Source organism: Nocardia sp. NPDC004278, assembly GCF_053602975.1.
Genome location: NZ_JBSGEQ010000079.1, coordinates 1 through 12139, shown reverse-complemented (window position 1 = coordinate 12139; position 12139 = coordinate 1). Strand labels below are relative to the sequence as shown.

The 12139-nt window shown below is 64.3% G+C and carries 9 protein-coding genes and 1 pseudogene; 3 read left to right on the top strand and 7 right to left on the bottom strand.

What is annotated here, in order from left to right; translation table 11 throughout:
• Nucleotides 1-95: 95 nt before the first annotated feature.
• From ACWEO2_RS43745 to ACWEO2_RS43735, 3 genes are all read right to left on the bottom strand, one after another.
• On the bottom strand, nucleotides 96-1709 hold the full coding sequence (locus ACWEO2_RS43745; RefSeq protein ID WP_354958295.1) for an MFS transporter: 1614 nt from the start codon (nucleotides 1707-1709) through the stop codon (nucleotides 96-98).
• 92 nt (nucleotides 1710-1801) lie between these two features.
• Complete coding sequence (locus tag ACWEO2_RS43740; protein ID WP_452410781.1) at nucleotides 1802-3070, bottom strand: MFS transporter; 1269 nt, start codon at nucleotides 3068-3070, stop codon at nucleotides 1802-1804.
• Nucleotides 3071-3082: 12 nt separating this feature from the next.
• Nucleotides 3083-3934: an SDR family oxidoreductase gene (locus ACWEO2_RS43735; protein ID WP_452410780.1), complete on the bottom strand. Its 852-nt coding sequence runs from the start codon at nucleotides 3932-3934 to the stop codon at nucleotides 3083-3085.
• Nucleotides 3935-4630: 696 nt separating this feature from the next.
• On the opposite strand from ACWEO2_RS43735, the gene ACWEO2_RS43730 reads away from it, so the two are divergent.
• From ACWEO2_RS43730 to ACWEO2_RS43720, 3 genes and pseudogenes are all read left to right on the top strand, one after another.
• Entirely contained in the window at nucleotides 4631-6559 is a 1929-nt protein-coding gene (locus ACWEO2_RS43730; RefSeq protein WP_452410779.1) for an RHS repeat-associated core domain-containing protein, read from the top strand.
• Nucleotides 6560-6589: 30 nt separating this feature from the next.
• Nucleotides 6590-7063 carry a hypothetical protein gene (locus ACWEO2_RS43725; RefSeq protein WP_452410778.1) on the top strand — a complete coding sequence of 158 codons (474 nt, stop codon included), beginning with the start codon at nucleotides 6590-6592 and terminating at the stop codon, nucleotides 7061-7063.
• Between the two features lie 629 nt (nucleotides 7064-7692).
• Nucleotides 7693-7974, top strand: a pseudogene (locus ACWEO2_RS43720) (tyrosine-type recombinase/integrase); the annotation flags it as partial.
• A 188-nt stretch (nucleotides 7975-8162) separates the two neighbouring features.
• On the opposite strand, the gene ACWEO2_RS43715 reads toward ACWEO2_RS43720, so the two are convergent.
• The 4 genes from ACWEO2_RS43715 to ACWEO2_RS43700 all read right to left on the bottom strand — a co-directional run bounded on the left by ACWEO2_RS43715 (nucleotide 8163) and on the right by ACWEO2_RS43700 (nucleotide 12014).
• On the bottom strand, nucleotides 8163-8294 hold the full coding sequence (locus ACWEO2_RS43715) for a hypothetical protein (protein ID WP_452410782.1): 132 nt from the start codon (nucleotides 8292-8294) through the stop codon (nucleotides 8163-8165).
• Between the two features lie 272 nt (nucleotides 8295-8566).
• Nucleotides 8567-9373: a transposase family protein gene (locus ACWEO2_RS43710; protein ID WP_452410777.1), complete on the bottom strand. Its 807-nt coding sequence runs from the start codon at nucleotides 9371-9373 to the stop codon at nucleotides 8567-8569.
• Between the two features lie 1066 nt (nucleotides 9374-10439).
• The gene (locus ACWEO2_RS43705; protein WP_452410776.1) at nucleotides 10440-11513 is read right to left on the bottom strand and encodes an IS110 family transposase; all 1074 of its coding nucleotides are present in this window, start codon (nucleotides 11511-11513) and stop codon (nucleotides 10440-10442) included.
• Between the two features lie 198 nt (nucleotides 11514-11711).
• Nucleotides 11712-12014: a transposase gene (locus ACWEO2_RS43700; protein ID WP_452410775.1), complete on the bottom strand. Its 303-nt coding sequence runs from the start codon at nucleotides 12012-12014 to the stop codon at nucleotides 11712-11714.
• Nucleotides 12015-12139 lie beyond the last annotated feature (125 nt).

The following is a 12139-nucleotide window of genomic DNA, read 5'->3' as shown; positions in this document are numbered from 1 at the left end:
CGACCCCACCATCGCTTATTCAACGCTGACAAATTTAAAAACCCCCCCGCTGGCCGGAACGGAATCCGTTCCGGCCAGCGGCTTTTCGAGGGAGGTCAGCCCGCAGGTTCGGGTGTGGCAGGTTCGACCGCCGCAGGTTCGGGCGTGGCAGCTCCGGCCGCCGCTGATTCCGGTGTGGCGGGCTCAGGCGCGGCGGCTTCGGGCGCGATTGCCCCGATGCTCACCTGCTCGATAGTGCGAGGCAGCAGCAGTGCGAACAGCAGCCCGGCGAGGGCAATCGCGGCCGCGATCAGGAATCCGATCTTCAACCCCCCTTCGGTGTAGACGACCGCGCCATTGAGCATCCGCGTGATCATCGGCGGCAACTGGGCGACATGGGAGCCGTTCATGATGGAGAACGCGATGATCGGCGCGATCGCCGGAATCACGATCTGGCACACGCTGACCAGCGCCGCCGTTGACGCCTGGACGCCGGGTGGCACCGCCGCGATCAGCAGATTCGGCGTCGCGGCGTACGCCAGGCCGGCGCCGAGGCCGACGAGCCCGGCGAAGAGCAGCAGCAGGTCCTTACTGTCGTGGGAATACGCCGTGAGGACGGAACCCAGTGCGGTCGAGAGCATTCCGAGCGCCAGCAGCAGACCGGGCCGGATCAGCCGGCGACCGGCGAGAACACCGACCGCGATACCGCCGACCACGCTCAGCAGTCCGATCGGCACCAGATATTCGGCGACGCCCTTCGGCGTCACGCCGAATCCGTAGCCCAGCCCGAGCATGGCCGGCGTCCGGATCAGCATCGGCAGCACCATGGCGTACAAACCCGTTGCGGCATAGACGCATCCGGCGGCGAGGACGGTGAGCAGCACCGGGCGGCGACGCCACAGCCGGATATCGATCATGGCATCCCCGGTCCGGGCCGCGGTCGCGAGCCAGGCGACGATCAGCGCGACGCCGGCGCCGAGGCAGGCGAGGGTGGACGGCGTGACCCAACCCCACGCCGGTCCCTGCGACACCCCGACGAGCACGATCACCAGTCCGAGACCGAGCAGCGCCGCGCCGCGCACGCCCACCCGGACCGGCAGCCGCACAGTCGATTCCCGCGTGGTGACCGCGACCGCGACCGCCGCGAGCGCGGTGACGAGGAAGAAGAACCCGAAGACGGTGCGATAGCCGTGATCGTCGAGCAGTCGTTCGGTGAGATACGGTGCGGGAATGGCGGCCAGACCCACCGCCGAGGTCACGATCGACACCGCCAGCGCAATGGTTCTGGGCGGGAACACATCCCGGACCAGCGAGTAGCTCAGGAACAGGCAGGGCACCAGCAGCCCGAACAGGCAGCGGCCGGCCAGGAGCATCGCGAAGCTGGGCGCGAGGGCCGACATCAACGCACCGGCCGCCGACAATGCCAGGCAGCTCAGCAGGATTCGGCGCTTGCCGTGTAGATCGGCCAGCTTGCCGAGCAAGGGCGCCGTGGCGGCGCCGACCAGCAGGAACGACGTCATCACCCAACCCGCCTGGGTGGTGTCGAAGTGCGCCGTGATGGCGGGTTCCGCCATCGGCACCAGCGGGTAACTGAGGGCGAGCGTCTCGACGACGGCGACCAGCGCGGCCAGCGAGCAGACCGCGCGCCAATTCCAGCCGGGCTGCGGTATCCCCGGTAGTTCGACCTGCTGGGCGGGTTCGGTGCCGTCGAAGGAGGCAGGGGAGGTCACGACAGGGAGTCCTTTCGAGGGATTGTGAGTAGAGAAGGGTGAAGCCGTTGCCCTGAAAGGGTTTTCGGCGTTCGGAGGGGTTCCCCGCGTCCTCAGCGGACGCTCTTGATCGGCAGCACCGCGAGCGCGCCGAGGGCGGAGACGATGGCCGCGGTCGGATAGACCGCGCCGTAGCTGCCGGACAGGTGCACGATGGCGGCGGCGATGGCCGGGGCCAGCACGCTGGGCAGTGTGGTGGCGATATTGAGAATGCCGAGGTCCTTGGCGAAGTCGTCCTTGGCGGGCAGGACCTCGGAGACTAGTGCGAGATCGACCGCGGTGAAAATGCCGAAGCCGATGGTCGCCACCGCGCCGGAGGCGAACAGTCCGGCCACCGTCGGGGCGGCCAGCGGGATCAGCGTCGAGACCGCGACGATCAGCCCGCCCGCAAGCACCAGGGGTTTGCGGCGGCCGATGCGATCGGAGTGCGGCCCCGCGACCACGATGGCCACCAGGAACCCGGGCAGGCCCACCACGCCGACCAGCGGCACCACCTTGGCGGCTTCGCCGGTGCTGAGTCCGATATAGCCCTGCGCGAGGTACAGCTGATAGGTGAGCACCATGAAATAGCCGCCGAAAATGAACAGGCGCCCGAGGAAGGCCCAGCCGAAATCGGGATGTTCGCGAGGATCGACCCACAGGGCGGTGAGGAAGTCCCGCACCGAGAATCCGGGTCGCGGGATGCCGCGATTGTCAGCCTCCGGATTCACCGCGAGAAAGGCCACGACGATCACCAGGATTACGCCGGTCGCGCTGAAGTAACCCAGCGGAATGCGATCGGCGAACAGCGAGGCGAGAACCGGTCCGACAATGGCCGAGGCGATCGATCCCAATCCGGACAGCGTGGAATACCGGCCGCGCAACGGAATTGGAATCCGGTCGGGAAGGATGGCCGACAGTGGTCCCGCCAGGGCGTTGAAACCGAATTGGATGGTCATGGCGGCCACCACCAGCCAGGCGATGGTGGTCGACAGTCCCGCGGTGATCAGCCCGGCCGCACCGATCAGCGCGCCGAGCAGAATCCACGGGGAGCGGGCCCCCGCCCGGGTGCGGGTGCGATCGGACAGCACGCCGATCAGCGGCTGGGCGACCATGGCGGCCACCGCGCCGGCCGCCTGCACCAGTGCCAGATTGCCGACCTTGGCGTCGGCGTCGACGGCCTGAACCTGAAGTGCCAGAAAGTATCCCGACACCGCGAAGCCCAATGCGGAGCTCGCGCTGGCGAAGGGCACCGAGGCCAGCAATCGTTTCAGCGCGCGGTCGGCCGGGGGAGCGTTGTCGGGGGTGCGCATCGCGGTGGTGGCGGCGAGCTTTTCGTCCATCTCGTGCTCCCCCTAATCGCCGGCGGGGTATGGTGTTTCGGCCCGAGCGCCGAGCGCGTCATCGGCCAGCCGCCACATCTCCTCGACCTGGTTGCGGAAGGTGTCGCGGGTGAACTCGGGCAGCGCGAAGACCAGGGGTTCGTTGCGCAGGATCCCGTCGACGGCGGCACGGGCCACATCGTGCGGTTCGATCGCCAGCGGAATCACTCCGGTGCCGAACGGTTCCCGCGCCCGACGCCCGAAACTGTCGGGCCGATTGCGCTGCGCGTCGAGGATGCGGGTCGCCGCCTGTCCCGGGCACAGCAGGGTGACGCCGATGCCGTCATCGGCCAGCTCGCTCCGCAGTCCGAGGGTGACGCCGACGACCGCGTGCTTGGTGGCGCTGTACAGCGCGCTGGTGGCGGTATCCGGCAGGAACGCGTGCGTGGACGCGGTATTCATGACATGCCGCCACCCACTGGCCCGGCTCATGCGGGGGAGAAAGGCGTGCAGGCAGTTCAGCATCCCCTCCACATTCACCGACGACAGCCACCGCCAGTCGCCGATCGTCGCGTCGGCGACCGGTCCGAACAGCAGCACCCCCGCGTTGTTGCACAGCAGCTCGACCGATCCGAACTCCTCATAGCTCGCCGCGGCCAGTTCCGCCACCGACCCAGGGTCCGCCACATCGACCCCGTAGCCCAGCGCCCGCACGCCACGGTCCTGCAGCTCCGCGGCGGTCCGCCGGACACCGATCTCGTCGATGTCGGCGAGCACGACCGACATTCCGCGCGCGCCCAGCTCCGCCGCGAGCGCCGCGCCTATCCCGCCGGCCGCGCCGGTGACCACGGCGGTCCGGCCGCTGAGCCGATCTGATTCAGGCATGAGATTCCTTCCTGGGTTTTCGCTCGTCTCCGCCATCCGAAACAAGCAGACTGACTCGTAAGTCGGTCAGCATAACCTGTTACCCCGATCACGTCGAGAGCGCGACATGCGAGCGAGGTGTTCAGCCCGGCGGCGTCGTCCAATCCTGGCGAGAAAACCAGCAATCCGGGAAATCTCGCCTACTACGAGCGCTTCGGATTCACGGTTCGCGATCAGACGACGATGCACTTCGGCGGCCCACCAGTGTGGTTGATGTGGCGGCCACCGCAGCAGAACGCTCGCTGAGCCGCACGAAGGCACGCTCATCGGCATTAGCGCGCGTTCCAGGTAACTCTTGTGGCGCAGGTTGAGTATCGTTCGGTGGTGGTTCGCCGGTGTGGGTGCAGACTCGAGCTGGCCCCACGGTTGCCCCGCGCTTTCGTCGTCGATGTGATGTCGGCGACGGGTGCCTACCGGGGAGGACTGCTCGCGGAGCCGAAGGGGCATCGTCGGTCGCGTCGTTTCTTTCCCTGCTCAGTTGTCTGCTCGGGCGTCACGGACCGTCTCGGGCGCCGTGGGCCGGGAGGCTGCGTTGCCGCCGGTCGACTTGACGTTCTGACGAGTGGGTCATTGAGGGTTGAGTATTCGTTGTGGGGGTGCGTTCGGGTAGCCCGATGGGGAGGCCGTGCAGTTCGGTCCTGACGGGAGTTCCTCGCTATGCGCCAACCCGCGCGGAAGGTCACTTACAACTACGCCGTCAACGGTGATCCGCGGGCGGCATCGGTGACCGACGCCAGCGGCACGATCACGATCGTTACCGATCTGCTGGGGCGGCCCGCGTCATACACCGACGCCAACGGTGTGGTAACGACCACAACCTACGATCGGGATGATCGCGTCACCGGTACCACATCCACGGTCAAGGGTGTCGCCAGTACGCTGAACTACAGCTGGGACAATGCATCCCGGCTGCTGCGGGTAAGTCTGGACGGGACCACTGTCGCGACACCAGGCTATGACAACTTCGGTCAGATTCAGAACGTCGGCTACGGTAACCAATCTCGTCTCGATGCGATCACCCGCAACGATGCTGGTGCCATAACCAAGCTGACCTGGAAAACAGCCAGCACGATGGTCACCGATTCGGTCACACGATCGCCACACGGCCGCATTACCGACGAAAATCTCACCGACTCAGCCGATCCCAACACAAGCTTCGCGGATTCATACGCCTATGACGGCGTTGGGCGGCTGGTGTCGGCGACGGTGCCGCACCATCAGCTGACCTACAACTTTGACGCTGCCGATGGTTGTGGTCCGAATTCGGCGGCCGGGATGGATACCAACCGCACCGGGCTTACCGACGTTCGTGACGGATCGGCCGCAGTGACCACCACCTACTGCTATGACAACACCGATCGTCTGCTGTCGACGAGCGGCACGAACGCCTTGTCATTCAGCTATGACGTCTACGGCAACGCGACCACGGTCGGGACCGACACGTTGGGATATGACTCGACTCGTCGGCACGTATCCACGACGACTACCTCGGGGACGAAGGTTGTCTACACCCGTGACGTAAATGACCGATTGATGGTTCGGTCGGTGCAGGGTGCGCCTACGCCGGCCGGAAACAGTACCACCCGCTACGGCTATACAAACCCTTCCGCAACCAACCCGGAGCTGGTGCTCGACGGTGGCGGGACGCTACTGCAGCGGGTGGTTCAGCTGCCCGGTGGCGCGTTGTTGACAAAGACTTACGGGCAGACTCCGGGCACTAACTGGTCCTATCCGGATGTGCACGGCAGCATCCTGTTCACCGCCGACAGCAACGCCGTCCGCACCGGGAACATCCACCTCTACGACCCGTACGGCCAGGACATTGACCCGGTTACCGGTGCGATCGGTGACATTGCGATCCCTGCGACCATGCAGGGCGGCATGGATCTGGGTTTCCTGGGCCAACACACGGTGCCGATCGAACACCTCGCCAGCCAGCAAGCCCTGGAGATGGGGGCACGCACCTACCTGCCGATACTCGGACGGTTCCTGCAAACCGACCCGGTCGCGGGTGGTTCGGCCAATGACTACGACTACGTCAAAGCCGATCCCATCAACAATCTCGACCTCACCGGCAAATGCTTGGAGTGCGTCATCGAGATCATCGAGGGTGCGGAGGCAATCATCGAGAGGGCTACTGAGGACGACCATCCCAGCAAACCCGAGACCGCGCAGGCACCTACCCAACCATCCTCGCCACACGGATCCAGAGGTCCTGAGTGCGGCACCTGCGACATTTATGTTGCTGGCAACCCACGCGTCCGTCCGAATCATGACATCGACGTCGATGCTGAGGGAATGGTTCATCCGCCGTCCGCTCACGATTTGCAGAACCTGCATGTGCAGGGGCTATCAGTATTCAATTCTGTTGAAAACCTCAAGAATGCCGGTTTGACCGGCAACGTGAAGTCTCCGAATCACACACTGCCCGAAGGCCTCGGCATTATCCGGGACGGCAAGGAAGTTGGCGGCCCTGCGCCAGCAGGCCACATGACCGTCTACCCAACGAGGGACATGTCATACGATGAGTACATGGCACTGATTAACAGTATGGATTGGGAGAAAGTCGCCAAGATTGATAAGTGACAGATATTGGATTAGACTTTAGGAGAAATTATGGAGACTTCTAAAACTGACAAAGATCTATGGTCGGCTGTCGTTGTAGCCGAACAGCAAGCGAACAATGTTCGTGCCGAATTCTATCGAAATGCTGGTTCGCGAGTCGATATTGTCTCAGCAGCGCTGCGCGATTATCGAGAGCGCGACGCAGCCCTGCTCTTCCTTCAAATGATCCCGGAAGATGTTCCCCGACTGCTTGATCAGTTGATCGACCTCGCAATGTCGCCGCGATGGGCGTTATCTGCGAGGCGGGCGATTGCGGGAAACAAGTCAGATGCGGTTGTCCATGCTGTCCGACAACTCGTTGATACACGGCTTCATGCTGCAGATGCAGATGATTACCGAAGGCTCGCCGAATTGTTATTAAATCTGAACGACATGCCAGCACTTCGCGCGTTGACCGAAAGGGCTGCGAAGAGTGATAACGCTGGGATTCGAGAGGTTGGTGAAGACTTCTCGCGCATGCATTGAGGTGACCGGGTTTCGGAATCTGCCGCTGTGAAACTAACTGAGTTGAAAAGTCGTGGATGTGAGTGTGCTCGAAACCGGACGGCGACTTCTGCATCAGCCCAGGCCAGCTGGGATCGGCAGGACTACCCAACTGGGTGCCGAGTCTGCGAACGGTTGGCCTGGTTAGCTGCCTGAGAAACCCGGTTCCTCTGCCTTGTAAGGGCGTTGGTTAGCGCTGGAGAACCGTCGCTGCGGGGTGCGGCGGTGTTGCGGGAGAAAGTGGCCTGTGTTGGGTCAGCATGAGCAGGCGGCGGTATGGCTGGGTGTTTGGGTTGATCTGGGTCGGGCGCCACGTCGGGAACGTGGCGTCGATCGACTCCGGCTCGGGGTAGGCCAACGCCACGATTCAGCAGCGGCTGGTGCCGGTGCGTTTGTTCTACGACTTCTTGATGGAAGAGGGGCTACGGGATTCGAATCCCGTGGGTCGCGGCCGCTATACGCCCGGTCGGCGTGCTGGTGGCGCGCGGCGGGGCTGGTGCCGCGGCTGGTGAAGCTGCCGTGGATTCCCAGCGAGGAGCAGTGGCTGTTGTTGCCGGAGGTGGCCCAGCGCGAGCCGATCCGCAATCGTGTGATGTTGGCGTTGGCCTACGATGCGGCGGGAGGAGTTGTGCTCGCTGCGGACCGACGATGTCGATCCGGCTCACCGGACGCCGCGGGTGCGGGCGGAGACGACGAAGAACAGGTTGGAGCGGGTGGTGCCGTATTCGGCGTCGACCGGGGTGTTGTTGTCGCAGTACATGCTTCACCGGTCCGGGATCAGCCGGGCGCGCGGGCCGCTGTTCTTGTCGGAATCGCGCCGCAACCACGGTCGCCTGCTGACTTTGTGGACGTGGTCGAAAGTAGTGCGGCGCATCGCAATTGCTGCCGAGGTTCCGCAGTTCTCGACCCACATCACCAGGCATCTGTGCTTGACGGACCTGGCGCGGATGGGGCGGTTGACGGAACTCGGTGACGAGAGTGTACGCCGTTCTTGGTTCGAGCGATGTCCATGCCGCTGGTGGAGACGACGTAATCGGCGATGCTGTCCGTATCGAGCCGGCGGCTCGGCCGGCACTTGGGTTCATTGTGGTCGGCCGTGGGTGTCGCGGCGGGGGATGCCTCGTTGTTGGAGTGCGGCGCGGATGGTGGTGTGGGCGACGCCGAGGCGTTGGCCGATGTGGGCGAGGGATTCGCCGTGTTGGTAGCTGGTGATGGCGTGGTTGATTTCGGTGGGGGTGAGGTGTCGTTGGTGGCGGATGGTGGCGCCGGCGTCTCGGAGAATTTCCAGGATGCTTCCTTTGGCGAGTTGCCAGTCGGTGGCGAGCTGAGCGATGGGGGCTCCGGAGTGGTAGGCGGCGACTATTGCGGTGCGGTCGGCGGTGGTGATGCGTCTCTGTAGGGCGTGGCGTTTGGGTCTGTGCCCCGGCGCCCGTGCGGGGGTCCATGTCGCGTCGGCTAGCTTGCGGAGGAGTGTTTCCAGGGCTTCTACCTGGCGTTTTGTGTTGTAGTAAGGTCCCCCAAGGTCCAGTTGAAATAGCAGGTCAGGACCGGTATTACACAGGTCCTGACCTGTTTCATTTGAACCAACCCCACGTTTTGGCCCCGCCTGAAAGCGGCGCGGCGCCTGGCACGGTTGAATTTCGTGTCGGTGTTCATATCGACGGGGTGAGCGGATGCAGCCCTAGACGTCCCCGATTCATGTCCTATGGTGGTGCGACTCGCGGGGGAGGGGCTGCTACTGGCCCGATCTCGAGTAATCACCTCGATTTCCGGATGCGCGGCCAGCCAGGCGGCCAGCGGGTCGGCGTCGCGGCCGTCGAGGACATCGATCGGCCGGTGGGTAGCCATGTCCAGCAGGATCGTTGCGTACCTGCGGCCACGTTTCACGGCGAAATCGTCGACGCCCAAAACCTTTACGGCACCGACCGGCGGATCTGGCAACCCACGGACCAGCCGCAACAAGGTGTCCCGGCTGGCCGGGAGTCCCAACCGACTCGCCAGCCGCGCACCAGCCCGCCCCGCCAGGGCCAATCCGATCGTGGTCAGCATCGAGGTCAACTGGTTCGTCCGCCGCGACCACCTCACCGTGAGTCCATCGGCTTGTTCGGCGAAAGTCCTGGCCGCACAACTGGTGTTCAAGCAAAAGAACCGTCGCATGACCAATCGCAGGATCATCATGCGGCCAGCGATCGAGGCATCGGCCAACCGGCGCCGATACCGGGAATGCACACGCGCCGAAACCGTTTCACATCCCGGACAGCGGGCCGTCGAGGTGGCAACGGCCGCCTCCACGACCACAGCATCGCCCTCGGAACAGACATCGCCGATCACCAAATTACCCAAGTGTGGCAACAACTTTCGAACCAGATCAAAGCACGCCCGCCACCATCACCCATGCAGAACCAGATCCGACGCCAACACGCCGAACAGCGCAATCACACTGTTTGCGCCAGAACCCTTCAGCCTGGCAGGCGACATACCGGTGGCTCCGCTCTGGGCGTTATATGTCGGAGAAGGCGCATTTCCATCACTGGGAACTGGGCTTCAAACAGTCCGGTCTTCGCCATATCGCACGGGTCTTGCGGGGACGGCACCATCAACGCCTTCACAATGCTCCCCGCTTTCCCGTCATGCTGTTGTCCCCTCCCGGTTTCCCGTTCAGGTAAGACGGGCGACCCAAAGGTCTCCTCCTTCCGAACCTCTACTCTCTGCGAGAGTGATCCAGCGCCGAGTTAGACGGCGCAACTTCGCCCTGCGGCCGCCTCTCGCGGCCTCCGCGGCGGGCACGTCACCGCCCGCGACTACTACGAAGCCTCCACCCCACCCATACGGTTCTCGACCGGACACAGTCTCCACACCTCATCCGGACCGGCTGTCCGGGCGAGATGAACGGTCCCGCAGGATGGTTCCCACGTTCACCAGGTGATCGATCGGTCAGGGAGGCACCCAGCTCTCCTCCGGCAGCCTCGCCGCGTCTACACCGCAGACCTTCGACACGGCCTCCGCACGCGTCGGAGAAATACGGTTACGGAGTCGGAACCCTCGGAACTATAGGATCCCGCGCACTGCATCCCGGCCCATATCCACCAGATTGGAGCCGGTTTCGCGGTTACGGAGCTTCCACCACTGGTTCGCTCACGCTGCACCTTCTGACCTCGCTCGACGAACCCGCACCGTCTGGCAGTTCCGGCACGTCCCGCCTTTATCGGGGCCGCTTGCCACCCCGGGACGGTGTCCTCCGCCCAAGGGCTGCCCCCAGCTTCACTCAGGCCGCTGCGACGACCTGAGGGAGACGGTCTCTCACCACCTCTCGATCACTCCAGCGCCTCGTGGCGCACATCTCCCGGATGCTCCTATGTCAAGCCGCCTGCAGCACAACCGTTTCGGCCTGCTTGTCCGAAGCTCTTTTCGCGGCTCGTTCGTCGGTAACCAGTGCACGATAGACCACATCGGACAGGCGCCGGCGCAGCAGCCGTATTGCCTCCTTGCGGGTCTTTCCCCGACCGATGAGCTTGTCGAGGTAGTCCTTGCCGGGCCCGAAACCGCGGGTCTGGGTCAACGCGATCATATGCAAGGCACAGTTGATCCAACGGTTTCCGCCGCGGTTGAGACGCACCTTGCCCGACGTGCTGCCCGACCACACCGGAATCGGCGCCGTCCCGGTGAATCGCGCATACGCATCCTTGGACCGAAATCGTTGCGCCCCTGCGGTTTCACCGACAATCACCGCCGCTGACAACACTCCGCAGCCGGGAACGGCGAGCAGAGTCGGCGCGAGCACCCGCACTCGATCGCGCAGCTGGCGTTCGAGGTTGTTGATCTGTTCGGTCAGCGCGCGACACTGGCTGGTCATGTCGCGTGCGATCTGCGCGACCAGGCCATCGAAGGCGGTGAGTCGCTCGGCGAGGTCGTCGATCACGCAGTAACGACGCAGCCCGCGGGCGGGAACCTCCAGGCCGGGGTCGAGTTCGTGCAAGTGCCAACGCAATCGGTTGATCAGCTCGGTGCGCTGCACGACCAGGGTGTGACGGTAGTCCGACAGCAGCTTCACCTCTCGCGCCGGGCCGTCGAGGCGAGCAGTCGGCAGGTCTGGTTCGCGCAGCGCGGCATGCGCAACCGCGAGGGCGTCGATCGGATCAGACTTGCCCTTCTCACGGCCGCCGCGGCGCGCGGCCGCCATCAAGTGCGTCGGCACACGCACCACCTCGAATCCGACGGCGAGCAGATCACGTTCCAACCGGCGCGTGACGTGTCGGCAGTCCTCCAGTGCGAACTTCGCATCCGGCCACTGGGCTGCGCACTCGACCGCCTTCAGATGGTCCTCGCTGGTCGTTCCGATCGTCTTCTCGGCCAGTCGGCGGCCGACTGGATCGGCGGCGACCAAGGTATGGGTGCGTTTATGGGCGTCGACACCAATAACGACCTGGCTCAACGGTTTTCGTCCTCTCCACAGGGCAACTGGATGCTCACGAAACCGGGTGAGGACGGGCACGCGTCAATTGGGCGTTTGCAGCGCGCTCCTATCAAGCCACGAACCCCACCGGTCGGGCCCGGTGGGGCCGCACATCGTGACAGGCCACCAGCGTTCACGGCCGGGGCAGCGAAGAAAGGAGCGAACCCCACCGGGTACTTACGATCTTGACATTGACGCGAAGAAAATTGAGGCCGCTTTCAGAATCTCGTTGGCCTCCTCCAGATCTCGCACTTCTCGTTCGAGCTCCTTGATCCGCGTCTGCTCTGCGCTCGTTACCCCGGGAGCATCCCCAGTGTCGATCTGGGCTTGCTTCGCCCAGACACGCAGTGTCTCGGCATGGACGCCGAGTTTCGGTGCCAGCGCCTGGCAGGCGGCATACGCCGACGGATAACCGTCGAGTCGGTCCAGCACCATCTTCACCGCACGCTCACTCTGCTCGATCGGATAACGCTTGGGCATGGTGCTGTGTTCGGTCGCAAACGCATCGGGCTAGGTCGTGTCTCCTAATGGTGTTGACCGATTGGCCCCGCGGAGCGGGGCAGGTCGTGCATCATGTTCGCCGTGGCGACGCTGACCGGTGATCG